This window comes from Bradyrhizobium sp. CCBAU 11430, from assembly GCF_028128855.1.
GTDB lineage: Bacteria > Pseudomonadota > Alphaproteobacteria > Rhizobiales > Xanthobacteraceae > Bradyrhizobium > Bradyrhizobium ottawaense.
In genome coordinates this window covers 17718-41663 of record NZ_LBJV01000061.1, presented here as the reverse complement: position 1 = coordinate 41663, position 23946 = coordinate 17718, and the positions used below count along the sequence as shown (strand labels likewise).

Annotated in this window: 25 protein-coding genes and 1 pseudogene; 10 read left to right on the top strand and 16 right to left on the bottom strand. The window is 61.2% G+C overall.

All coding sequences use genetic code 11. The features are described from left to right. Positions 1–3: 3 nt before the first annotated feature. Both XI04_RS20835 and XI04_RS20830 read left to right on the top strand, forming a co-directional pair. A complete protein-coding gene (locus tag XI04_RS20835) occupies positions 4–600 on the top strand; it encodes an ABC transporter ATP-binding protein (RefSeq protein ID WP_038949343.1) in 597 nt (198 codons plus the stop codon). Next, positions 597–1403 carry an ABC transporter permease gene (locus XI04_RS20830; protein WP_038949344.1) on the top strand — a complete coding sequence of 269 codons (807 nt, stop codon included), beginning with the start codon at positions 597–599 and terminating at the stop codon, positions 1401–1403. Before XI04_RS20835 ends, XI04_RS20830 begins: the two co-directional genes overlap by 4 nt. A 412-nt stretch (positions 1404–1815) precedes the next feature. Here the strand turns inward: XI04_RS20830 and tnpB are convergent, their stop codons facing one another. The 4 genes from tnpB to XI04_RS38710 all read right to left on the bottom strand — a co-directional run bounded on the left by tnpB (position 1816) and on the right by XI04_RS38710 (position 4339). Beyond that, on the bottom strand, positions 1816–2139 hold the full coding sequence (gene tnpB / locus XI04_RS20825) for an IS66 family insertion sequence element accessory protein TnpB (protein WP_038949345.1): 324 nt from the start codon (positions 2137–2139) through the stop codon (positions 1816–1818). After that, positions 2136–2534: an IS66-like element accessory protein TnpA gene (gene tnpA, locus XI04_RS20820; protein ID WP_038949347.1), complete on the bottom strand. Its 399-nt coding sequence runs from the start codon at positions 2532–2534 to the stop codon at positions 2136–2138. Before tnpA ends, tnpB begins: the two co-directional genes overlap by 4 nt. 234 nt (positions 2535–2768) lie before the next feature. Continuing rightward, complete coding sequence (locus XI04_RS38715) at positions 2769–3410, bottom strand: tetratricopeptide repeat protein (RefSeq protein ID WP_333915808.1); 642 nt, start codon at positions 3408–3410, stop codon at positions 2769–2771. Next, positions 3374–4339 (bottom strand): winged helix-turn-helix domain-containing protein, encoded by a 966-nt coding sequence (locus XI04_RS38710; RefSeq protein ID WP_333915807.1) that lies wholly within the window; start codon positions 4337–4339, stop codon positions 3374–3376. The genes XI04_RS38715 and XI04_RS38710 overlap by 37 nt, the downstream gene beginning before the upstream one ends. A gap of 166 nt (positions 4340–4505) precedes the next feature. Here XI04_RS38710 and XI04_RS20810 point away from each other — a divergent pair, with 166 nt between their 5' ends. The 3 genes from XI04_RS20810 to XI04_RS20800 are packed head-to-tail and all read left to right on the top strand — an operon-like array spanning position 4506 to position 7949. Next, positions 4506–5486, top strand: a complete 981-nt coding sequence (locus XI04_RS20810; RefSeq protein WP_038949349.1) for a Bug family tripartite tricarboxylate transporter substrate binding protein — start codon at positions 4506–4508, stop codon at positions 5484–5486. A gap of 54 nt (positions 5487–5540) precedes the next feature. Continuing rightward, positions 5541–6557: a methyltransferase gene (locus XI04_RS20805; protein ID WP_038949351.1), complete on the top strand. Its 1017-nt coding sequence runs from the start codon at positions 5541–5543 to the stop codon at positions 6555–6557. Positions 6558–6611: 54 nt separating this feature from the next. Then, a complete protein-coding gene (locus XI04_RS20800; RefSeq protein WP_271596199.1) occupies positions 6612–7949 on the top strand; it encodes an ABC transporter substrate-binding protein in 1338 nt (445 codons plus the stop codon). A gap of 568 nt (positions 7950–8517) precedes the next feature. Here the strand turns inward: XI04_RS20800 and XI04_RS20795 are convergent. The 6 genes and pseudogenes from XI04_RS20795 to XI04_RS20770 all read right to left on the bottom strand — a co-directional run bounded on the left by XI04_RS20795 (position 8518) and on the right by XI04_RS20770 (position 12772). Then, positions 8518–9207 (bottom strand): hypothetical protein, encoded by a 690-nt coding sequence (locus XI04_RS20795; RefSeq protein WP_157158084.1) that lies wholly within the window; start codon positions 9205–9207, stop codon positions 8518–8520. Positions 9208–9213: 6 nt separating this feature from the next. Further along, a complete protein-coding gene (locus tag XI04_RS20790; RefSeq protein ID WP_083859335.1) occupies positions 9214–9480 on the bottom strand; it encodes a hypothetical protein in 267 nt (88 codons plus the stop codon). 16 nt (positions 9481–9496) lie between these two features. Next, positions 9497–9692: pseudogene (locus XI04_RS20785) on the bottom strand (hypothetical protein). A 258-nt stretch (positions 9693–9950) separates the two neighbouring features. Next, on the bottom strand, positions 9951–10763 hold the full coding sequence (locus XI04_RS20780; RefSeq protein WP_038949356.1) for an aminoglycoside phosphotransferase family protein: 813 nt from the start codon (positions 10761–10763) through the stop codon (positions 9951–9953). A gap of 834 nt (positions 10764–11597) precedes the next feature. Beyond that, complete coding sequence (locus XI04_RS20775; RefSeq protein ID WP_249162664.1) at positions 11598–11921, bottom strand: hypothetical protein; 324 nt, start codon at positions 11919–11921, stop codon at positions 11598–11600. 128 nt (positions 11922–12049) lie between these two features. Further along, positions 12050–12772 carry a hypothetical protein gene (locus XI04_RS20770; protein WP_244429156.1) on the bottom strand — a complete coding sequence of 241 codons (723 nt, stop codon included), beginning with the start codon at positions 12770–12772 and terminating at the stop codon, positions 12050–12052. 163 nt (positions 12773–12935) lie between these two features. On the opposite strand from XI04_RS20770, the gene XI04_RS20765 reads away from it, so the two are divergent. Both XI04_RS20765 and XI04_RS20760 read left to right on the top strand, forming a co-directional pair. Then, positions 12936–14489, top strand: a complete 1554-nt coding sequence (locus XI04_RS20765; RefSeq protein WP_038949359.1) for a winged helix-turn-helix domain-containing tetratricopeptide repeat protein — start codon at positions 12936–12938, stop codon at positions 14487–14489. A 129-nt stretch (positions 14490–14618) separates the two neighbouring features. Then, positions 14619–16121, top strand: a complete 1503-nt coding sequence (locus tag XI04_RS20760) for a tetratricopeptide repeat protein (protein ID WP_038949360.1) — start codon at positions 14619–14621, stop codon at positions 16119–16121. A 187-nt stretch (positions 16122–16308) separates the two neighbouring features. Here the strand turns inward: XI04_RS20760 and XI04_RS20755 are convergent, their stop codons facing one another. From XI04_RS20755 to XI04_RS20745, 3 genes are all read right to left on the bottom strand, one after another. After that, a complete protein-coding gene (locus XI04_RS20755; protein ID WP_157158085.1) occupies positions 16309–16557 on the bottom strand; it encodes a hypothetical protein in 249 nt (82 codons plus the stop codon). 11 nt (positions 16558–16568) lie between these two features. Further along, the gene (locus XI04_RS20750; protein ID WP_271596222.1) at positions 16569–17243 is read right to left on the bottom strand and encodes a class I SAM-dependent methyltransferase; all 675 of its coding nucleotides are present in this window, start codon (positions 17241–17243) and stop codon (positions 16569–16571) included. 116 nt (positions 17244–17359) lie between these two features. After that, positions 17360–18994, bottom strand: a complete 1635-nt coding sequence (locus XI04_RS20745; protein WP_157158086.1) for a DUF6538 domain-containing protein — start codon at positions 18992–18994, stop codon at positions 17360–17362. 185 nt (positions 18995–19179) lie between these two features. On the opposite strand from XI04_RS20745, the gene XI04_RS20740 reads away from it, so the two are divergent. From XI04_RS20740 to XI04_RS20730, 3 genes are all read left to right on the top strand, one after another. After that, entirely contained in the window at positions 19180–19572 is a 393-nt protein-coding gene (locus tag XI04_RS20740; RefSeq protein WP_244429157.1) for a hypothetical protein, read from the top strand. Positions 19573–19772: 200 nt separating this feature from the next. Next, complete coding sequence (locus tag XI04_RS20735; RefSeq protein WP_271609490.1) at positions 19773–21044, top strand: DUF2157 domain-containing protein; 1272 nt, start codon at positions 19773–19775, stop codon at positions 21042–21044. Next, positions 21041–21646, top strand: coding sequence for a GDYXXLXY domain-containing protein (locus tag XI04_RS20730; protein WP_271609489.1), 606 nt, complete (start codon positions 21041–21043; stop codon positions 21644–21646). Before XI04_RS20735 ends, XI04_RS20730 begins: the two co-directional genes overlap by 4 nt. On the opposite strand, the gene XI04_RS20725 is transcribed toward XI04_RS20730, so the two are convergent. The 3 genes from XI04_RS20725 to XI04_RS20715 all read right to left on the bottom strand — a co-directional run bounded on the left by XI04_RS20725 (position 21643) and on the right by XI04_RS20715 (position 23920). Beyond that, positions 21643–22386 (bottom strand): SEC-C domain-containing protein, encoded by a 744-nt coding sequence (locus XI04_RS20725; RefSeq protein WP_271609488.1) that lies wholly within the window; start codon positions 22384–22386, stop codon positions 21643–21645. The two genes, XI04_RS20730 and XI04_RS20725, sit on opposite strands and share 4 nt — an antisense overlap. A gap of 95 nt (positions 22387–22481) precedes the next feature. After that, complete coding sequence (locus XI04_RS20720) at positions 22482–23222, bottom strand: DUF1598 domain-containing protein (RefSeq protein WP_271609487.1); 741 nt, start codon at positions 23220–23222, stop codon at positions 22482–22484. Between the two features lie 35 nt (positions 23223–23257). Beyond that, the gene (locus tag XI04_RS20715; protein WP_131233037.1) at positions 23258–23920 is read right to left on the bottom strand and encodes a hypothetical protein; all 663 of its coding nucleotides are present in this window, start codon (positions 23918–23920) and stop codon (positions 23258–23260) included. Positions 23921–23946: the final 26 nt, after the last annotated feature.

Genomic DNA, 23946 nt, shown 5'->3' with positions numbered 1-23946 from the left:
CGCATGCTGACGGTCAGCGGGCTCAAGCGCCTGCACATCTCCGTGTCATTCGATCTGCAGGACGGCGAATGCGTCGTCCTGCAGGGACCATCCGGCGTCGGGAAGACCTTGCTGCTTCGCTCGATCGCGGACCTCGACCCCAACGAAGGGGCGGTCAAGCTTGACGGAACGCCGCGGGAGGCGGTGTTCGCGCCCGCCTGGCGAAAGCAAGTGACTTATCTCGCCGCCGAGCCCGGCTGGTGGTCCGACATCGTGCAGGAGCACTTCACGGCCTGGGATGATGCACTACCGCTGGTCATGCGTCTTGGCCTTCCGGGCGACTGCGGACCTTGGCCGGTTCAGAGACTTTCGACGGGCGAGAGACAGCGATTGGGGCTTGTGCGGGGGCTGATGCTGCGGTCGCGCGTCCTGCTGCTGGATGAGCCGACTTCGGCGCTCGACTCTGCATCCGCCGCCACCGTCGAGGCATTGATTGCCGAACGTGTCGCGCATGGAACGAGCGTCATCTGGAGCACCCACGATGACGCTCAAGCGCGACGTGTCGGATCAAGGATTTTCGCGATGGGCCCTGACGGCGGCATCAAGGAAAGCCGGCCGTGACGTACATTCAGCTTTCGTACGGCGATCTGGTCCTACCCGCGCTCCTTGTTGTCATGGATGGCGTCCTCTCTCTTGTTCTCCGCCTCAAGCTCGAGAAGCAACTGGCCATCGCGACCGTCCGGATGGTGGTTCAGCTCGTCCTCGTCGGATACGTGCTGACGTTCCTGTTTGCCGCGGTCTCGCCGCTCTGGACCGCACTCGCCGCCTTCGTCATGGTTCTCTTCGCCTCGCGGGAGATCGTCGCGCGGCAGAAGCGACGCCTGAGGGGGGTCTGGAAGTACGGTCTGGGAGCGACATGCACGCTAGTCGCCGCCGGCACCGTCACGATATTCGCGCTCCTCACGGAGCTACGCCCCGATCCTTGGTATCACCCGCGCTATGCGCTGCCTCTGCTGGGCATGATGCTGGGCAACACCATGACCGGAATAAGCCTTGGCCTGGACGTGCTGACGAACAGCTTGGTGCGCGAACGGGCCGCCGTAGAAGCTTGTCTGGCGCTAGGCGGCGGCCGACACCAAGCAATGCTGCCGATCATACGGGACGCCTTGAGAAGTGGGTTCATGCCGATCGTGAACAGCATGGCGGCGATCGGCCTCGTTTCTTTGCCCGGGATGATGACCGGCCAGATCCTTGCCGGCGTCGAGCCGGTCGATGCGGTCAAATATCAATTGCTGATCATGTTCCTGATCGCCGGTGGCACCGGCCTGGGAACGCTGGCGGCCGTCCTGGGAGGCGCTCGCCTGCTTACCGACCATAGACACCGGCTACGTCTCGATCGCATAGAGGCCGGGAAGTCCGGATAGAGCAACGGTCAGGGCGTCCGGCGACCTCAAGCGTCTCGAAATCGTCCGAGATTGACGGCCGAAATGGCCGTCGCGGTGGTACACAGCGGTGGTCACAAAATTCGGCCGGGCTTTTCGGGAATCCTTGTTTTTCGGCTGTTTTTGCGCAATCGCGGCATCGGGGATGGGAGTCCCACTCTCTCCGCCAATGGGTTTGATCAACAAGTTGATTTGTCTGTATTAATTTTTTTATGGGGATTTTAGCCCCACATTCCACCTCACAAATGTTTTATGCTTGGAGGTCTGCAATTTAAAACTTTGTTGGTGACTAGCTGCAACTTCACGATCGAAATGGCATGATTGTTGTCAGCTTGCCAACCTGCAGCGTCATCGAGGGTCCAATGAGCTTCCTCACCATTCAAAATGCGTGCTGTCAGGTCGGCGGGTTGCGCCAATCGATTCCGGACAACAGATAGCTCATCTGCGCCGCCGAGATCGTCACAGCTTCACCGGCAACGGATGGCCATATAAACTTTCCTCTCTCCAGCCTCTTGGTGAACAGGCATGCCCCCTGGCCATCGTGCCAGATCACCTTCACAAGATCGCTGCGGCGCCCCCGGAAGACGAACAAATGACCGCTGAGCGGGTCCTTGCGCAGCACCTCCTGCACTTGGAGAGCCAACGACGGAAAGCCTCGGCGCATGTCCGTGTAGCCTGTCGCGAGCCACACTCGCGCGCCAGTCGGAATCAGGATCATCGGCGGGCCAAAGCATCGAGAATGCGACGTAGCGCGTCTCCATCAACGTCGCCATCGACCCGGATGCGATGCCCACTACCAAGGTCGATCTCGATGATGCCTTGGCTCTTCCGCCGACGCGCCGTCGTCGTCAACGGCGCTTCGGCCACCTCCTGCGGTGACGCAGACGGCCCAATCTCGACCGGAACAAACGGAGCTATGCTCGCTTCGCCGTGTCTGCAAAGCTCCTTGCGCCCCCTGAACAGCTGGCTCACATGAAGCCCGGCCACGCGAGCTACCTCGGAAACATTGGCGCCGGGCTCGAGCGACGCCGCAACAAGCCGCTCCTTCTCGTCTTGCGACCACCGGCGCCGCCGCTCGACCGATGTGATCACCTCCGCCCTCGAATTCGTCATAGCGCTTCTCCTAGGATTACCCCTAGGACCTGCAGCGATCGCGCCCGTCAAACAAGGCGGCCCTCAATGGAGGGATACTTGCCTCCCACTTGTCCAGAATCTTCACCTGCAAGGGGGAAACGTCTGCTCTCGGCCGTCGGAAGCGGACACCCTCGGGTTCTTGGCTAACGTAAGCCACGGGTCACAAGCAGACTTCGCCAGATCGATCCATCTGACGGCGACGCAGGCACCCATTCACTTTTGCGGAAGTCCTGCCTTGCGCAAACCATCGGCGATCCGCACCCGCTGAGCGAGGCAGGTCGGATGATCCGAGGGCGAACTGGCGTGGAATTCGGCGATGCTGAAACCAGGGTCGAGAACGAGGCCCGCCTGCAACGACGCCTGCGCTTCCTCGATCCGCCCGAGATGCGCCAGCGCCGCCGCCAGATAGAAGTGAACGAATGCCGCGACATTCCGGTTGTTCTCGATTGATCGCTTGAACCAGTTGACCGCAGCTTCATCGGCGGCAAGATATGACTGCGCGACGCCCGCGGTATTCATCCAGCTGGACGCCCGGCTGTCTCGAGGAGACAGCCGAAACGCATTCATGATGCAGGCTTCGGTTTCCTCAGCCCGGCCGAGATAGCACTTGCCAAGTCCAATCCACGCGTGAGCGGCGGCCAGATTTCGATCCAGCGCCAAGGCGCGCTCGCATTCGGCGATACCCTGGGCGGCGCGCTTGGAGAAAATCTGGGTCACACCCACGATGCAATGCGCCATCGCATGATCTGGCGTGTGTGCCAGAATCTCGGCCAGGGACGCCTCGACCGCCAACAGGCGCGCGGTTCGGTCGCTGGTCATCATGGACGTGGCCCGCATGGCATCGACGAATGCCATCCCAACCTTGGCCTCAACGTTGCCGGCATCCAGGCAGAGGGCCCGTTCGAAGAATTTGCGCGCTTGTGACAGGATGGCGGGAGCTCCTCCCGGTTCACACTGGCCATGCCCTGGAAATACAGATCCATCGAATCGGGATGTGGCGCCCGCGCCGCCCGGCGGGCCTCGGCAGTGACCAATTCCGTTCCGAGCTGGCCCGCAAGGCGCGCACCGATTTCATCTTGCATGTCGAAAATATCGGCGATCGGTTTGTCGAATCGCTCAGCCCATAGATGATTGCCGGATTCGGCATCGATGAGCTGGACGTTGATGCGCATGCGGCCACCACCAAGTTGCACGGAACCTTCAAGAACATAACGAACGCCAAGTTCGCGACCCACCTGCTTCAGATCAACATGCTTTCCCTTGTAGGTGAAAGCAGTGTTGGGACCGATCACGAAAATGCCGGCCATGCGTGATAAATCCGTCGTCAGGCTCTCAGTCACGCCGTCGACAAAATATTCCTGGTCGGGATCAGGGCTCAGATTGGCGAACGGCAGAACAACAAGTGAGGGTTTGTCAGGGACGGCGAAGGCAGGTCTCGGCGAGCCGCTCGCGATGGTCGCGCTCGCCGGATCGGGCATTTCACGTACCGTGCCGACGAAACGGAAGCCCTTGCGCGGAAGGGTCTTGATGAGACGTTGCTCATCGCCGGAGTCACCAACGGCCTTCCGCGCTGCATTCAGGCGTGTGGTCAGAGCCACTTCCGAGACAGCGCGGCCTTCCCAGATGGTGCGTATGAGGTCGTCCTTGCTGACGACGCGCTCACGATTGTCGATCAAATAGCCGAGCAAGTCGAACACTTGCGGCGCGATGGCGATTACATCCGACCCGAGACGTAGCTCGCGCCGATCGGTATCGAATGAAAAATCTTCAAAGAAATAGCGCACGCCACTTCCCCGTAACTGCGACATCGATGTTCTTACACCCGAGTGCAAGAATAAGCTGACGGTAAAGAAAAAGTAAGCCGGAAACCAAGCCAGCCCCATCCCCGCCGTGGTACATGAAAACGTAGAGCGGGGGCCGAGGCATCAAACCGCGGTGAGGAGACAGTTGATGATCACACGTCGTGATTTGTTGACCGTGGCGACGGCTGGCGTCGCGTTCTCCGCCGCGAACATTGCGCAGCAGGCCACCGCACAACAGCTGCCAAGAACCGCACATATATTGTCGGGTTTCACGCCCGGGCTGCAGGACGCCCTGGCAAGGGTCGTTGCCGGCCAGATGAAAGATTATGCTGAAACGATTGTAGTTGAGACCCGGCCGGGTGCAGGCGGTCGTGTCGCGGTGGAGGCGGTGAAAACGGCCGACGCCGACGGATCGGTCATGCTGCTCGCGCCGCTTGGATTCATGATGTTCTTTCCGCACGTCTACAAGTCGCTCAGATACCAGCCGCAGGATTTCACCCCGGTCTCGACCATTGCCTCGACCCCGACATTGCTGACGATCGGTCCGAAGGTGCCAGGCGAAGTGAAGACCCTTACAGATTTCGTCGCTTGGTGCCGCGCCAATCCGAAACAGGCCACCTACGGCACGCCGGGTGCCGGGACCACTCTGCATTTCCTTGGTGCGATGCTGGGGCGCACTGCCGGCTTCGATTATCTTCACGTACCCTATCAGGGCAATGGCGCGATTCAGGATTTGCTCAAAGGCGAGATCGCGTCGGCGATCATGCCGGTCGGCAGCTCGCTCGGCCTCGTCCAATCCGGCGATATTCGGGCCTTGGCCACCACCGGCCCGCGCCGCAGCCCGTTCGTTCCCGCGGTACCGACGGTGGGGGAAGCCGGCTATCCGTCGCTAGAGGACCTCACATGGTATGGGTTCTTCGTTCCCGCGAAGACACCGGCCAACATCGTTGAAAAGCTCAATACCGCCATCCAAGCGGCGCTACGCACCGATGAGGTCAAGTCCGGCATGGAAAAATTGGCGGTCGAGCCCGACGCGATCGCTATGGGAGACTTTTCGCGACTGATTACATCCGAATCCGATCGGTGGAAGGCGATCGTACAGGCAACCGGCTTCGTCCCGACCGATTGATCTAGGAGATTGGACCGGCGGAAGTTTCGATTTTAGGAACCATCGGGGGAACACATGAGCCAATCAGAATCTATTCATGATCTCGTGCAGGCGCATCGCATCACGGCGGTGATCTATGTGGCGGCGAAGCTCAATCTCGCCGAGGCCATCGGCGAAGATGCGAAATCGGCCGCCGAGCTCTCCGGGCTGGTATCCACGGACGAGCGCGCGCTACGCAGACTACTCGTTGGCATGACAACCGTCGGCCTCTGCAAGCAAGTGGACCGGGACCGATTTTCCCTGACCGATCTTGGGCGGCAGCTCGACGGCAGCGCCGATCAATCTTTCAAGGACTGGGCTCTGTTTGAGGGCGAGATGCTCGTGCAATCCTGGAGCGGACTAATCGATTCGGTTCGCACCGGAAAAAGCGCGACCCAGCTCTGGGGAGAAGGCGACGACCGCTATGCCGCGGCAGGCAATTCGCCGGAATGGATCGCTCGGTTTAACGCCGCGATGGTTAATCTCACGCGGACTGTGGCTCCTAGGATCGTTGAGGCCTTCGACTTCTCGACCGCGCGTGTCGTCCTTGATGTGGGTGGGGGCACCGGCGAACTGCTCGGCGGCGTGCTGCGCCACCACCCCGGTCTTGAAGGGATCGCCTTTGACCTTGCACGCTGCGAGGAAGCAGCACGGGCACATTTCGACCGTCTGGGTATCGCAAATCGCTGCCGCTTCGTCGCCGGCAACTTCTTCGAAACGGTGCCATGCGGCGCCGACACAATCTTATTGAAGAGCATCATCCATAATTGGAAGGACGATCGTTGCAGGATCATCCTACGCAATTGCCGGGATGCACTTCCATCCGGCGGCAAGCTGATCATTGTCGAACGGATCATGCCGGAGGTTGCCGTGGCCGACCCTGAACACCGTTCGCGCGCTATGAGCGATCTCAATATGTTGCGGGGAACCGGCGGCGTCGAACGAACGGAATCCGAATACTGCACTCTGATTGAGTCTGCCGGCTTCGTTTTTGCCAAAACGTCCAGTGTCGGTGCGTTCAGCCTTATCCAGTTTGAGAAGGTCGCCAGCTGATCTCGGATAATTTAAGGGCATCGCAAGGCCGATTTCTCCGTTTGGAGGGAAACAATGTCACGCAGAATATCGCGACGACAATTTGCGGCAGCGACCGCCATGTCATCTGTTGCCTTCTTCGCGGCGCCTCATGTGCGCAGTGCTTACGCCGCCGGCAAACTATCGATAGGTCTCTGGGATCATTTCGTGCCTGAGGCCAACAAGGCGTCGGGCGATCTCATCAAGGAATGGGCTGCGAAGGAAAAAGTCGAGGTCCAGATCGATTACATTACAACCCAGGGCAACAAGCTCTTGCTGACCATCGCCGCCGAAGCGCAAGCGAGAGCTGGCCACGACATTCTCGCGATGTCGACGTGGCGGCCTCACACGCATGCCGAGCAGCTCGAGCCGGTCAACGATATCATGGAGCCGATCGTCAAGCAGAACGGCGAAGTTAACAGCGTCGTGCAGTATCTCGGCCAAGTGAACGGCGGATGGATGGCCGTTCCGGCCACGGCTGGTAGCCAAATCCAGGCTTCATGCTCTCGCATCGACCTAATGAAAAAATATGCCGGCATTGACGCGCAGGACATGTATCCGGCCGGAGGAGCACCGAGAGCCGACAATTGGACAACAGAAACCTTCCTGAAAGCAGCAGAAGCCTGTCACAAGGGAGGATTTCCCTTTGGAATCGGATTGGGAGAGACGATCGATAGCGTCGCTGCTGCCGGCGCATTCTTCCACTCATTCGGCGCACAGCTGGTCGACGCCTTTGGTAAGATCACAGTCAGGACCGACGAAGTGCGTCAAGCTCTGGAATTTTACAGGAAGTTGATCGGGCTTTTGCCTCCCGATGTAGCAGCGTGGGACGATGCATCCAATAATAAATGGCTCATCTCCGGCCGAGGAGCGCTGATCATGAATGCGCCCAGTGCCTGGGCGGTGGCGAAGCGAGATGCTCCACAGATCGCCGCGCAATGCTGGACCCACGGCTTCCCGGCGGGTCCGAAAGGCCGCTTCGCGCCGTACCTGCCCTTCTTCTGGGCGATATGGAAATTTACTAGAAACAAGGAAGCCGCCAAGAGCCTCCTCGTTCATCTCTCACAGCCGTCATCGATTGAGAGAATGGTGGTTGCAAGTGGAGGCTATGATCTTCCAGCCTACGAGAAGTTCACGACGTTGAAGATTTGGGCGGAAGCAGAGCCCCCCAAGGGCACCCTTTATCACTACCCAAATCCCTACAAACATCAGAAACTCTCCGTCGTGGCTTCGCCGGCTCCGCCGAAGATTGCGTCGCAGATCAATGTCCAGGCGACGTTAACCAAGATGTGTCTCCGTTACGCACAAGGCGAAGCGATGGAGAGGGTTCTCGCTTGGGCGGAAGGCGAGTGCGAGGGCTTCATGCGGACCTGAAAAGAGAGGGCATGCAATTACCGGCCTACAGCGCGGTCCTGCTGCCTGACGGCGTAGCGCCTATACTTTGGACGGGACTGCGTGCCGCCGCTCGCTACGGAAAATCGAGGTGCGGCGGCGACAAAGCCGAGGAGGACAGCGGACACCGTAAGGACAATCGTCGGGGAAGAGTGGCTGATCATCTTGGTATGCCCTCGTCCGGGAACAAGCGGCGCGCGCCGGTCATTCGACATCGCCGATGAGTCGCCCGGCGATCCATTCCCCAGGAATCTCCTGCTAGGCCTTTAGCAGCCGGCTGTTCGCAGGCGTTTTAAGAATTTGCTTCAATATTGATTGAGTCTGCTGCGGGTCAAACTGCGACTTCAGCCCTGTTTCAGGGCTGATCCGGTGTACGCGGGATAGCAGACGCTGCCGGAGTTCGCGTGAAGGTCAGCAGCGGGGCCACTATCAGACGGTTCGGACGGGCTTGTAAATCAGCCCTTGGGCTGAATTCTTCCTACAGTAGTGCCATGGCAGCCTTCCCTGCGTCGTGCGGAACGCCGATTGACATACCCGCCTCGGTAGGGGGTCACTGACATTCCCTGCGCAGTTGACCGCGTGCGCCAGCCAACTCGCGGCCGGCGGCGGCGCTGCTATTCTTGCCCGATTTCATTTGTTCGATCTGTCTGTCGATGATGTATCTCTCGATCTGCTCGCACTGCTCCTTCGACCGCTTGTTCGCGTGCGTGCCGCTGTTCGAGGGAGTCGCCTTTGGCGCCGGGCCGGTCGTCCCGTTGAGCCTGGCCGCCGACTGACGGAGACGGTTGTTTCCGGCCACGGTGGCGTTGTCCGCGGCGGTCTGGGCCTCGTTTGGCATCTTGGCGCTGCGGAAGCGCTCCCTCGCCACGGAGAAAGCGCCTTCCGCTGCGGACCAGTCGCGGCGCTTGGCGGCAGCCAGGCCGGCCTGAAAGGATCTGCGCGCCTCCCTAGCGTCGGCCTCCGCTGCGGGATCCGCAGCCGGGCGGCCGGCGGCGGGCTTCGCGGGTGCCACGGCTGCAGCTGCGGGCGGCGCGGCCGACGGCGTGCGGTCGACGCCGAAAACGCCGGCGGCGACGTTCGAAGCGCCGCCGATATCGCGCGACCGCGCACTGGCCGGTACCGGCCCGAGCGGGTCGCGACGGCAGTGCCTACCGACATCGTCCGGCCGTCGGGCGCCAATGTGTAGTTCCAGGTCCCGACGGAATTGGTGTAGATGAAGACGTTGCCGTCGCAGGTCCAAGTGTGCTCACCCTTGACGCAGAAGGCGTGGTCTTCGCACGTCGCGCGGCCGTCGGCCGTCACTGTGGAGTTGTTGCCGCCAGTGTGGGTCCATCGGCCGACGAACTTGCCGGCGCAGCTGGCTGGCGGGGCGGCGGCTACCGGGGCGATCGAGGCGAGAAGCAACGCGGCCGCTGGTCGCCAGGATGGCCATGTCGCGTTTGAGGTCCTCCATGACGGCGAAGCCATCCGGATAGCTCACCAGGATCTTGAGGACCGTCACCTGGAAGTTCACGCCCCCTCCGGATCAATCAGCGCCACATCGTGGGTGCACGGGACAGCGCGTCGTGGCCGACCCGCCTGAGCCCATCGGGCGAAACCTCGCCTCTGGTGGCGGCCTCCAGGATTTTCGAAGCGACGTGAGTCCGGCTCCAATCTCGCGGTGCGAAACGCTTTCGCAGACTTCATCGAGGCGCGCAAAAGCGCGGTAGTTTCCGTGTCGAACATGAGGTTCCCCCCAAAAGGGAAAACCCCATCCTAGCCGCGTTTGCCGGCTTGGGGATTCAGGCATATTAAGCTTTGCGGAAAATGGCTCGGAATTCTAGCGAAGGCTGGGATGGGCCGAATGTCAGGCCAGTCAACTTCGGCTTCGATATTCATTGAGGACATCGAGCCAGCTGCATGTCGAGGACCGCCAGTGATCCCAAACAAGACACTGATGCGTCGCTTCGAGGCCACTTCGGCTCGCGCGCGCGACAAGACGGTTCAGTGTTCCGAACGCAGCCCCGCTTCGATGCGCTGGATCAGTGGCTCCCGCAGCGCAGGCACCACGTTGCCAAGGACGACGAAGGTGCGGACGATGGGCAAATACGGCTCCATTGCCGCCGTCAGCTCAGCGAGAGACATGCCGGCCAATCGCGCATATTCGGATTGCGCCGCCGCATTGGTCGCGCGCGGCCGCTCCGGATTGTCGGCTATTTCCGGGGCGAGCTCGGACAGGATGATATGCAAGAACGCAAGATCGAAGGCGGCGGGCCCGCGCATCGCGAAGGTCCAGTCGACGAGCTTTGGGCCTTCCGCCGTCATCATCACGTTGCCGGGGCTAAGGTCGCAATGGCAAAGCCCGTCGCCGGTCGGCAGGCGATCGATCAGGGCGAGGATGTCGGTGGCGATGTGCTTCGGGACCTTGCCGCCGTCGTGCCTCAACTCGCTGTCCATATACTCGCGCATGGAGGGGAGCTCCGACGCCAGGGACGTCTTGTGAACAGACATGGCCAGAGCCGCGAGGATCGCGCCCGCCTGTTCGAACGTCACCGCGCCGATCCGCGAGAGATGCCACAGGGTCGGTCCGTCGACGCGCTCCAGCACGATGCCGAAGCGGCCGTCCAGCGTCACCTCGCCGAACACCTCCGGCACCGGGACGCCGGCGGCCCGCACAGCGTGGATCATGCGTACCTCGTGCCGGCCGAGCAGATGAGAGACGCCGGCCTTGAATAGTTTCACGACCTGACCGGGCGCCCAAGCATAGGCTTCGGAGAAGGCGCCTTCACCGATCTTTTCCCCCAGCGATCCCTGCATGCCCGTTCTCCGCTGTGCAGATGAAATACCGGCGGCGAGAAAAAAGGAACCCCTCTCGTCGCGAGGGCCGCCGGACATAATGATCGCCTTTTAACCTGCAGAGACCTTCGTGCTCTCTCCGCTAAATGGTCCCAGTCCGATTGTGTCCCGTCTCTGCCTTAGCTCTGAGCGGCTCCACGTCCGCTTCCGAGAGGTGAACCGATCAAAGTAATGCTGGCTACCGAGGGCAGCCTTTGACCGGGTCGGAAGTCAGTCAGCATCTGCGTCACGAGGCAGCTGGCGCTGTCCAATTCCAATCGTCCAAACGGTAGACATCGACATCATCCGGATCGAATGCCTCACGAGTGGGCATCTCGATTCGACGTGACATAGTCGATCTCGCAGAGCGTAATTCCGAGATCTGCTACTTCCCGGTCGGTAAGGCGCCAAAGATCACCCCGCAGCCGCTCCCATTTCCGCCACTCTTGAAACGCGCCCCACAAACTCTTCAAGGCACCGGAATAGTGTCGGTCCGATACGGTCGTCTGGGCTAAGCCCGTCTGGTAAAGCGTGCTCATTGCAGCGCTCCGTTGTTTCCACCAAGAGAGGATGCCAGAAACCCGGCGGGAACGCTTCACGTGCTGCTTACATTTCCATTAAGAGCAGCTTACTCTTTGCGTTCTAGGTTTTGCTACAACCGGGGGAATTGGCAGCTGCTCTATCGTTTTGCGGGTACGAATTCGACACCGATCAACGCGAGCTGCGTCGCGGGGCCGACCTAGTATCCTTGCGCCCAGGTGTTTGACCTGATCGACCACTGATAACTAATAGCGCATCGAATTCTGAGGCACGTTCTCAGATCATGCTGCCGGGCAGGAAGCAGCGAACGCGCGGATGGCCATCGATGTAGTGCTTCCATACCATAGTCGGACCGGCGCGGTTCGGTTGGTTTAGGACGGCGCCCTCAGGAACCACGACCCACTTCCCTTCGATGCGGACGCGGTAATGGCCACGGTCGGATTCCCAATCGGCGTCGAAGACGATGTACCCATCGGCATTCGTACAGCACTGCCCAAACTCACTGTGCAAGCTCTCGAACCATGGCTTCAGCGGCGAATTAGCGTAGCGCCCGTCATCACGGGCGAGCACCGGTCTCGCCAACACAATCAGGCCAAGCATGAGCGCTGCATGTATTCTCGCGGACATTCGTTCCTCTCTACGATGCTGCAAGCGCGCTATGCGCCTATCTACTGTCTCGCTCTGCGATATGCGGAGGACGGAAGCGACAAAATCGGTTTTACCCCTGGCTATGGAGCGAATGCGGCTGCCTGGGAAGGCCCGGATGTACCGGGCCGAACGAAAACAAAACGCGACCTCACCGGCAGGTCCAAACCGTCTTCGCCGTCCTGCCCGATCAGAATGAGACCCGCCCCACCATTGGCCACTGTTAGGATGACCGGTACACCAGCCCATGTCCTGATCGGCTCCATGGCCATGATAAGGAATTCGCCGATCGGCTGATCCAGATACTGAAGCCTTAGCTGCAGCGCGACTTCGGCGGGTGCAAGCAGAAGGCCCAGCAATTGCGCGCGCGCATAGACTTTTCGCAGCGTTGCCGTTGTGCCCGCAAAGCCAAGTTCGGCTGGCGATACGGCAACAAGCTCGACCTCTGTCTTCTTCGTGCTGAGGGTAAAGGTCGGCCTTCCGAGAATCTCGTCGGCCGAGCTCCCAACACCGCAGCCCAGTGCACTCATCGCGTCCCGAAGAGCGGCCAAATCCCTAAACGTCCCGACAGTAATCCTCTTCCAGAAAGGAACCTCGGCGGCGGAGCTGAATGAAGTCCGAGTGTCGCGGGCTGGTGGAGTCCCCTTAAGCGCCAGGTGATTGCGCAGGACATCCTGCGCCGAGCATTGGGCTTCAGCAGCGTTGGCGCAGGCGACGACAAGCGCAGAGCAGACAAGTAGGCCAGCACTCCGTTGTGCAAATGCACCAGCCCGTCGCATTCTCTTGGAGTCGTAGGTCGCACTCATCGTCGCCTCCGCTACGTATTCTCGGCGGCTAGACTGCCGAAGCGCGGTCCGGTGCGCTTTACGAGCGGCTTACATTTTCCTTATCAGCGGCTTATTCTCTTCCATTCCGACTGGCGGGAGAGGCGTTGTTTCGCTGCGGGGCTGACACGGCGGAGGATGGCAGTTGCGCTATCTGTTCGAGGAGTACGTCTTCCACACCGACCGGCGCGAGCTGCGTCGCGGGGGCGAGTTCGTGCCCGTCGCGCCGCAGGTATTTGACTTGATCGATTACCTGATCCGCAACAGGGAGCGAGTTGTCACCAAGGACGAGCTCATCAAGGCCATTTGGAATGGGCGTAGCGTATCCGACGCGGCGGTGACGACCCGCCTGAATGCCGCCCGGGCCGCAATCGGCGATTCTGGCGAGGAACAGCGCTTAATCAAAACACTACCACGCAAGGGTTTCCGCTTCATCGGACGGGTCCGGGAGGCGGGAGAAGTTGCGAACCCAGATCCGGGCGATGAGCCCGAGAGCGCTCCTGCAGTTCCCGACAAGCCCTCCATCGCCGTACTGCCGTTCGCGAACATGTCTGGCGATCCCGAGCAGGAGTACTTCGCGGATGGAATGGTTGAGGAGATCACCACCGCTCTTTCTCGTTTCAAATGGTTGTTCGTGATCGCTCGAAACTCTAGTTTCACGTTCAAGGGCAAAGCCGTCGACGTCAAGGAAGTCGGGCGCAGGCTTGGGGTGCGCTATGTCCTTCAAGGAGCGGTGCGAAAGGCGTCGGGGAAAGTTCGCATTACGGGCCAATTGATTGAAGCGGCTACAGGCGCACACATTTGGGTGGACAAGTTCGAGCGTGACATGAGAGATGTTTTCGCGTTGCAGGACGAAGTCACGCTCGCCATTGTCTCAGCGATCCAGCCAAAGTTGTTTCGAGCAGAAATTACACTGGCGACTCGGCGGCGACCGGAAGACCTCACCGCGTATCATCTTTATCTCCAGGCAATACAGCAAGCCGTCCGATCGACCCGCGAGAGTTTGGCCGAGGCACTCCGACTGGTTCAGCACGCTTTGGAGCTTGACACCGGGTTTGCTGCTGCGGCGGCGTTGGCAGGCGACTGTCATATGGAAAACGTCTTTAGAAGCTATGCGATTGATCCACAATTCGAACGCAGTGAAGCCGTTCGGCTTATGCGCTTGGCATTGAGCCTCGACGATCATGATCCAGACACGTTAGCAACTGCTGCATCAATCTCGGCTTTTTTGGTAGGCGATCGTGAGGCTGAGATTGAGATTGCCGATCGGGCGGTCGCGCTCAACCCAAATTCATCTCACATATGGAGACGCAGAGGTTGGGTCTACAGCGTTGTGGGGCAGCCGGAGGAAGCGATCCGGAGCTTTGAACACGCAATCCGAATGAGCCCGGTGGACCCGCAACAGTTCACAGTTTTAACCGGGATGGGATTTGCCCTTATTGAGCTTCGTCGCTTTGACGAGGCCGTCGTTGCAGGGAAGAGAGCCCTGCGCCAGAACTCTTCCTATCCAGGATCGTACCGCTGCCTCGCATCCGCTCTCGCACATCTCGGACGGGACGCTGAAGCTCGTGAGGCGGCAGCTGGTGTGCTTGACTTGGACCCCACCTTCACAATATCGGCGTGGGTCGCTCGGAGCCGGCTATCAACTAATGCGAAGCTGATGATTGAGGGCTTTCACAAAGCCGGTCTGCCCCAGTAATCGGACCTCGTAGACCGAACATAGTCTTCGCAAAAAAAAGCGAATGAGTCAGAAGTCTTGACCAACCTGAAGCCGTGCATTCTGCTAGTGTTTGCAGTCCGGGCGTGTGGCCCGTGCAGGGAGGCGAGGGTGACAAACTTGGAAGTCTCCAATGACCCTCCGGGCAAGCCGCCATCCAATAATGAGCAGCCAGACAAAGCGGCATTCGATGAGGAGCGGAAGCCGCCATCCGATCGCAATCTAAAGATTCGGTTGCGGGCACGATTGCAGTTGATCGGCGGCGCGCTCGCTTCAATTGCTGCCGTGGGAGCGATTGCGGGCGGGCTCGTCGGCTACTGGACTGTTTGGAAGACGCTCCGCACAGACGTGTTTCCGGAAAGCCAAAAAACGCAGAAGAAGGCTACCGCACGGCCCGACGTTGCTCCCCGTTTGTCTCTCGTTGTTCTGCCATTCGCAAACCTCAACAACGATGCGGAGCAGGACTATTTTGCCGACGGCATTACGACCGATCTAACAACAGACCTCGCGCAAATGCCCGATACATTCGTCATCGGGCGCGGGACGGCTTTCACCTATAAGAATAAGCAGGTCGATCTCAAGACGCTCGGCAAGGATCTCGGTATCCGATGGGCGGTACAGGGCGCGGTGCAACGGGCCGGAGATCGGGTCCGGATGAACGTGTCACTTGCCGAACTGTCGACTGGTCGTGACGTCTGGTCTGACCGCTTTGACGGCGATCGGACAAATCTTGCGGCCTTGCAGGAGCAGGTCACGGCGCGCCTCGCTCGCTCTCTCAACGTCGAACTCATCCAGGCCGAAAGCCGGCGCAGCCAAATGGACAGGCCAACCAATCCAGATGCTGTGGATTTCAGCATGCGCGGCTGGGCGAAGCGCTATGGCCCCCGGACCAAGTTTACGAATGCACAGGCAAACGACTTGTTCGATAGCGCACTGCGCCTCGATCCAGACAACACCGATGCAATGATCGGGAAGGCGTTGTGCATAGCCGAGGGCGTGATCTACGGATGGTCGACATCCGTGGTTGAGGACAAAAGAACGGCGCTGAAGCTAATTGATCAAGTTCTCGCAAAGCGCCCGGCGACCGCAAGCGCGCACGTAGCCAAGGGAAACATTTTGAATTATGGAAATCCTGAGGAAGCTTTGCCTGAGTATGACGCAGCTTTGGAAATCGACCCTAATTCGCCCGTCGCATATGCATCCAAGGGGATCGTACTTGTTACGGCGGGTCGCGCGCGCGAAGCGTTTCCTCCGATTCAGATCGCCTTGCGCCTAAGCCCCAAAGATCCGGCCGCTGGCACTTGGCACTACTTCCTCTGTCATGCTCATGTCCATCTGCGTCAATACGCGGAAGGCATCGAGGAATGTAAGCGCTCCATCAACTTGAGTAAATTGGACTGGTTTCCGTATGTAGATCTGATTTCAGCTTATGGAGCCACTGGCCAATTGGAAATGGCCCAGCAAGTGTTGGTCGAATTGAATGCAATCCGACCGGACTTCACGATCCGATGGTTTCAGCAAATCGGCTACGCACGTTCGAGCAATCCGCAGTTTCGTCGTGAGTACGACGACATCGTCGAAGGACTGAGGAAGGCCGGCGCTCGCGAGCAATGAGATGGCCAGGACCTTCGTTGCTTGCTTACTTACGAGCAGGGGTCTCCTTCTGGCTCTTGCCTGACCTCCGCCGGGCGCGCTTTGAGGTCTCCTTTCAACAGGTGAGCTGACAAGGTCGTGCTGTTACTCAGGGCAGCCCTTGACCCAAACGCGCTCCGCTTCCGCTGCCCAGGTCCAAAATAGATTCTCACAGCACGCCTCGAAATCGGCCGAGATTGCCGGCCGAATCAGCCGAACAGGTGGTACACAGCGGTGGTCGCAAAACACCGGCCGGCTTTTCGGGAATCCTTGTTTTTCGGCGGAATTCGCGCATTTGGGGGCATAGGGGAAGAGAGTCCCACTCTCTCCGCCGCAGTGCGCGATAAAGCGCATGTTCAGTCGTTGAGAATTGATCCAAGTTGATTTCGTCGAGCCGCTCGGAAACCGCTAACGTCATGCAACGCATCCTTACAGGTAATCCGGCGAGATGGTCCAAACAGCCGTATGCTTGATCTCCGCGTCTTCTAGGTCGCGGGTCACCGGTACGCGATAGTCGGCGAGTCGGACAAGTTTTGTCTTCGGAAGGAAAGAGCGCCCAGGGTCGCCGATCAAGATGGTCGCGCCGGCGCGCGCATGGTCGGCCAGAAATGCGAAGGCACGCGCCGCGGTGTCCTGCTCATAGAAAATGTCGCCCGCGAGGATGGTCTGCCATCGGCCGCTTGGTTGAGTGTCGAGCACGTCCTCGCCGCACGACGTGAGGTGGACCTGATTGACCTCCGCATTGAGTTCCGCCGCCGCGATCGCGAAGGCGTCGATGTCGGACACGGTCACCCCGACCGCGCCAGCCTTCATCGCCGCGATGCCGACGAGTCCGGAGCCGGAAGCGATGTCGAGCACGCGCCGGTCCCGCACGGTATCAGGATGATCGAGTACGTAGCGAGCCAGCGCTTGGCCGCCCGCCCAGGCAAAGGCCCAGAAGGGCGGGGGAAGGCCGGCCTCGTTCAGCTCGTTCTCGGTCTTCTGCCAGAGCGGCACTGATTCATCGGCGAGGAAGACCGCGATTTCCGGCACCAGGGGCACCGACCGCAGCCGGGTGTTGGCTCGGATGAAGGATTGCGGGTCGGCAATGGTCGTGGCTGTCAAGGCGGGCCGTCGCTGTCTCGGTCCGCTGATAATTAGCACGAACCGTCTCGCGCCGCGAAGGCGGACGTAGAGCGGCTGCGTCTCGATCTCGCCAAGCATGCCTAGTCGCTGGGCCTTCAGGCGGCCGCGCGCCGAGCCGCTCTTTCGGCCTTGTCCGCGGCGATCTGCTGCGGCGAGCGTCGCGTCCGCTTGAGAGGCGCCGGCGGCCGATTCAAGGCTGGGACCTTGAATCTCGGGAAGAGAGCCAGCTCCTTCGCGAGCACCGGCACCTTTCGTTTGCCGTACCGCGCCCCAGTCCCGCTCTTGCTTTCATGGCCGCACATGTAGTCGCACAACTCGGGTTTCATCTTCGTGCCGCGCACAATCTCACGCCAGAGATGACGCCAACCGTGGTTGGGCTGCACGTCGGTGATCTTGAGCGTATCGCGCACCCATTCTCCCAGCCGTTCGGCGACCTTTTGCCATTGGGGATTGGCCCCCTTTCCGCCGCGGGCGCGGACTGGATCGTAGAACAGCGGTTTGCCCAGCTTGCGGCGCTGTTCGACGTAGACCAAGAATTCCTGATCGCGCAGATGCTTGTGGACCGGCACGCGGCGCAGCCGCTTGCCTTTCGTGATCTCGGGTCTAAGCACGAAGCACCAATGGCCGAGGATGGGCTGAACGTCCGACGGCAGGAGCGAAGTGATCTCGTTGACGCGCGCGCCTGTATAGGCGCAGACCCAGGGCACCCAACGTCTGGCCGCCCTCATCTCGGCGGACATCAAGTGCGACGGCGTCGCTACGGTCGCCGACAGGATCTTCAGCGCCTGCTCCGGATCGAAACCTCGCTCGTCGTCCTCCTTCCAGGCCTTGACGCCCTCGACCTTGATCCCGGCAAACGGATTGACCTCGAGCCGCAGCGCGTTGAGCATGTGGGTGGCCACCGACCGGGGCGCCGCCAGCCAGACGTCGCGGACGGCCTTGGAAGCGATGCCCTGGGAGATCATGTAGTCGCGCCAACGGACCGCGTCCTGCGGCGTCACCCGCGCGAGGTCTCGGTGCTTGATCCATTCGACGAAACGTTCGATTACCGGCCGCCAGCGCTTGGCGGTCGGCCCGTCGAGGCCGCCCTTGATCCGAGGCTGGCTGCAGTAGAGCTCGAAGGCCTCCATGATGTCGACCTTGGGCTTCGTCCGCTCCTTGGGCAGTTTGCCGAGTTTCTTGTTCTCCTCGAAGTCGCCGGTCGAGGCGCGGAAGACGTCGCCGTAGGCCCCCTTCCTCGCTTCGGCGAGAAGAGGCTTCAGCTTTTCGACCTGCGCCTCCGCGGGCGGCTCTCCGAGTTCGCGGGTCAGGACCTCGCGCGCCCATTGGTCGAGCGCCTCTTCGGCTCCCGGATCATCCTGGTTCTCCGTGAGTGCGAGCCACCTCAGTGCGCCGAATCCCGTGCCGGGCTCGGCGATGTGGGCGTCGCGGATCCGGATGTGGGTCTCGCGCTGGATCGCGAACAGGTCCTGATGGGTCAGGGGCGCCACCGGGCCCCGACCGTCTGGGCCCCGCTTGGCCTCAAGAGCGAGGCGCGCCCATTCGCGTTCCAGGTCCTCCGAGACGGCCACGATCCGGGCGTTGGCCGTCCGGCGGTCCGTAGTTTTCAGCGACTTCCAGACCTCGGTCTGGCCGACCAGAGCGCGGTAGCGCGCCGGTACCTTCTTTCGGATCCAGTAGACGTTCTGCTCCTTGCCGCTGGCCTTCTTGGGCCGGAAAGGGGTCGGCATTTTCGTCGTTCCCATAGTAGTGTAGACCCTCGGTGTAGAACCGACGGCTCAAGGAACGCCCAAAAACACAGATAAACTTGTATTTACCGGGTGTTTTCGCACCGGCGGGGGAGAGTCCCTCCCTCTCCGCCAATTAGCGCCCGACCTCCATCAATCTGTGAGCGCGAGCAGTAAAGTATCCAGTGATGGCGATGAAGATCGGACCGCAGCCCGCGAAATGGCTGCACAAAAAAGCCAAGCAAGGGATGCGTGGCTATCCGGTCGGTACGCTTGCCTTCTATGGTCCCGACAATCAACGGGCCTCGAAGGTTGCGGTGTCGGTGATCCGGTATGAAGGAGCTGAGCCCGATCTGCGTCGCTGGTTTTCGGAAACCGGCGACGTGCGAACCGATCCGACAATTCTCTCGGAGATCGCTGCGCATCTGCGTCAAAGCTCCGTGCACTCGGTGGCGATGGTGGACGGAATCATTGGATGTCCGCACGAAGAAGGCGTTGATTATCCGATGGGCGAGCCTTGCCCAAGGTGTTCCTTCTGGAGGGGACGAGATCGCTGGACAGGCGAGTTGGATCCCGGCTGAATATTTCTCGCGCAGGCTCCAGAGCGGTATTCTGGCGGTCGCGCATGCGATCCGCGAACGCAGCCTCACCGGTTGACCTGCTACGCAGCAACCGACACCCCGATGTCCCCACCAAAGCGGTGCCAGCTTGAACCCACCACCCGCACGACCCGACCTAGCAATGCCCCGCCATCATGCGGGCCCAAGGTAACCTCACCCCAATGTTCGAAAAGTCCTACCGCGACCGCCTCGAGGCTGATCTTGCGCAATGGGAGGCCGATGGCGTGATTGCGCCGGCGGCGGCTGCCTCGATCCGTAATGCGCTGCCGCCGCTGCCTGCGGGCATCAACATTGCCGTGGTCGTCGGCATCGTCGGCGGTCTGTTGATCGCGGCTGCATTCCTCGCCTTCGTGGCGGCGCACTGGACCGAGATCGCGCGGCTGTTGCGGTTCGCGATCCTGCTCGCCGGCATGATCGCTACCTCTGGCCTCGGGGCCTGGTTCGCGGCGAGCGGCCGCAATGTTCTCGCCGATCTCTGCGCCAGCGTCGGCGCGATCATCTTTGGCGCGGGCATCGCGCTGGTCGGCCAGATGTATCATCTCGGCGACGACTTTGCCGGCGGCATGCTGCTGTGGTCGATCGGCGCGTTCGCCGCGGCGCTGCTGACCGGCTCGCGCGGTGCGCTCGCGGTCGGCCTCGTCGCCGCCGGCATCTGGACCTGCATGCGGATCTACGACGCGCCCGACGTCCTGCATCTTCCGTTCGTGGCGGTCTGGCTGATCGCAGCAAGCCTCGCCTTCGCCTGGAATTCGCGCGCCGCCGCCCATCTCGTCGCGCTCGCGGTGCTGCCGTGGTGGATCGCGACGTCGCTCCGCTTCGAGTTCGACGGCGCCCAGCCGTCCTTCGTGCTCGCCAACGGCGCCGCCCTGCTGTTCGGCGCCGGGCTCGCGCTCGCAGCCTGGCCCTCGCCGAGGGCGCTCCGGCTCGGGACCGTCCTGTCGATCTACGGGGCGTTCTCGCTCGCCGCTGTCGCTGTCCTGGAGGTGACGACAGTCGACGACTTCATTCGCTTCCGGACCGGCACGGCGTCCGGCCAGTCGCTGTGGGCGATCCTGTGCGGGGCCGCAGGGGTGATCCTCGCCCTCGTCTCCGCCACGTTCACGAAGCGTGCGGGTGAGATCCTCGGCGCCTGCGCGACCGGGCTGGTGTTGCTCGCCGCGCCGATCTGGCCGGTCTCCACGGCCGGCGAGCCCTGGTTCGCTTATGCCGCGCTGTTGTGCGCCATGCTGTGCCTCGTCGTGTCAGGCGTGCTCGATGACGTGCGTCCGCGCATCGTCGCCGGCTGGCTCGGGATCGCCGGCGTCATCGCCGGCATCACCTGGGCGGTGAAGGGCTCGTTGCTGCGTCGCTCGGCGTTCCTTGCGGCGGCCGGCATCGTCACTGTCGTCTTTGCAACGGCGCTCAATCGCGCGCTGCCGAGGGCTGCGCGATGAACAGGTTGGTCACGTCCGTTTCCGAGTTCTGGCAGCGCATCCCGAAAGCCGTGCTGTTCGCAGCCGCCGTCCTGCTGCAATGCGTTCTGCTGGTGCTGATGGTCGCCGACCGCATGCAGATTTTGCGCGAGGGCACCGAGGTCACTCTGCAGACGCAGCCGGTCGATCCGCGCGATCTCCTGCGCGGCGACTATGTCGTGCTGCGCTACGACATCTCGCAGCTGCCGGCCGGTGCGCTCGCCGGCAAGACGGCCGACGCGCGCAACCCCGTCGTGTTCGTCAAGCTCGCGCCCAATGCCGATGGCGTCTACGCCGCCGTCTCGGTGCATGCCGAGTCCGTGCCGGTCACGGCGCCCGAGGTGCTGATCCGCGGCCGCGTCAGCCATTCCTGCGGATCCAACATCCGCACCTTCTGCGACAGGCTGACGATCAAATACGGTCTCGAAAGCTATTTCGTGCCCGAAGGCGAGGGCGGCAAGCTAGAGCAGGCCCGCAACCAGCAGAAGCTGCGGATCGTTGCCGCCGTGCTCCCCTCAGGCCGCGCCGCCATCAAGCGGCTGCTGCTCGACGGCGAGCCGGTCTATGAGGAGCCGCTGTATTAAGTTGCTTCGTGTGCGCCATGACAATGCTTGAAGCGCTTTCCTGAATTGCATGGGCAAAGGTCGTTGCGTCGCAAGCCTGCAAGCTCCCCCGACGTCCCTGGTTCACCGGGACTCTTCAGGAGTGACGTTGATGATGCGCCCGGACCGGCGGCCGCCAATTCCGGGGTCGGTGCGTTTCGACGATTCAGCAGCCACCCGGCCAATATTCCGGTCACCACGAACCCGCCCAGCAGCGCCATTCCCATCTTGATGTCGTTAGCCTCCTTGCGCTCCTTCTCCTCGGACTCCCTCGCCGCTTGTAAGCGTTGCTCTTCCCGTTCCACATACCACTTTGCAGCGGCTTGAAGCGCCGTCGGCGGAACCGTCCAGCTCACCGATGATTTTTCCGGTCTTGAAAGAACGATCGCCCGCGACAGCAGTGCCATTTGCGACGGCGACTTGCTTTCAGAACTGACTCTGTTCGCCGTCAAACGCGATGCGAGCCCGAGCGAAACCCCACCACAGACCGATGAGACCAGCGTCAGACGACGATTGCCCTTCGCTTCTTCGAGGGTTTCCCAGCGCCCCAGGCCTGGAAGCGAATCCGGCAATGCAACGTGATCGATCTCATGAGCGTCGATCAGTCGCGTGAGATCATACGCGTAGAGGTTCCGCTCCTTCAGGATATGTGCAATCGCGAAATGCCGGTAGATATTGTACATGTCGCGCCAGATCGGCTCGGCACGAATTGTCTCCTCCATGCGAGCGGTCCAATCACAGGCGAACTCCCTTGCGATGGGATCTTCGTTCCCGCTCTTGGCCCCTGCATCTGCGTCGGCATCCGCGTCGCTGAGGATCACCTGGGCCGACTGCAGGAACGCTGTTTCATAATCGTGCGCATATTCGAACTTGCCGGGTTCAAACCAGAACCGGCGCCGGCTGCTCCAATCGCCCGTGGACGTGCCAGCCCGAAGCATCTGCCGCGACTGGTTGAGCCGGCGCGTGAGGGCAAGGGCGGATCAACCGGCAATTGAAGCGTGCCCTGCGAAACCTGCTTCATGCGATAATCGGCTTCGACGAGCACCTTCGTCACGCGGGAATGCCTGGGCAGGGCGTCCACGCGAACCATTTGCGGCTGTTGCGAGCACATGCGCAGGTATTGTTGCTTCGCCGCCGCGTCGCGCCCGGCAATCTGGTCGAGACCGGGCGTTTGGCTTCTGTCCGGGTCCAGAGAGATTCCCGGCTCGATCTTCCCGTATTTTCTGTCGGCCGATCTGATCGCGACGATGAGATCGTCGAGATAGAGATCCGGTTGGCCCCTCTCGGCAACTCCGCAAAGCAGGATATCGTTGTCGTCGTCCCGGCAGACAGCGTCGATGCGGGTCCCGGTAAGCCGCTTTGGTCCGCCCGACTTCGCCCGCTTCAAGGCTTCGCGCAGCGAAACCGCGACGTCCGCCCGCATGTCCGTGATCGCCGTCGCGGGGGGAGCCTTGCAGGCGCTGTCAGCCGCCACCGCAGCCAGGGGCTGTTGCGCGACGAGCGCGCTGACGCCCGACGCCAGGAAGCCGCGCCGATTGACAAGCACTCTGTGCATCATGAAGGTCTATTTCCCCGCTTCGAGAAATTTCGAAGTTAAGTATCCGGCTTCTTCAAATTGAGAACCTTGCGCCTGAGCTCGCCCAGGTCGCTTTCCTTCCCCGTCGGAGCCGCTCCGATGTGCACGCCGCCGACAGGTGCCGCGGATGGCGAATGAGTTGGACTGCTGACGTTTGATCCGGATGGCTTTGAGCCGATTTCGGGTGAATTCGAGCCTGATCCAGCTCGCTCGCCGGCGCCGCTGACGCCCGACTCTCTGGTGGGGAAGGAATTTCCGCTTGGGGAGGAATTTGGTCTCCGGGCGCTGGGGGCCACTCGTCCGCCGCCGTCACCTGAAACGTCCGAGTCCAGCGGCGTGCGCTGATTTCGCCAGCGCTGAAGCTCCTGCAACTCGCGAGCGACGGCGGCTGCGCCGTTCAACCGCATCCGCTCCTCCTGGGGACTCTCGTAGTCCGGCCGGGTCGTGAGGTTTTCTCTCAACGAAGCCCTGTCAATGCATTGTCCGGCATCATAGGCAGTTCGAGCGACGTCCTGCTTGAGACTGTCGCACTCCATGCATTTTTTATACAGACCCTGCAACTCGACGGAGATGTAGCTGCAGTTCCACCCGGGACCGTGCTTCTTCTGCAGGGTCTCGGCCTGGGCCGGAAAATTGCAGGCTCCAACAGCTGCAATTGCCGCGAGAATGAAGTAGCGCATGAATGTCATTCAGCTAATGATGTGAC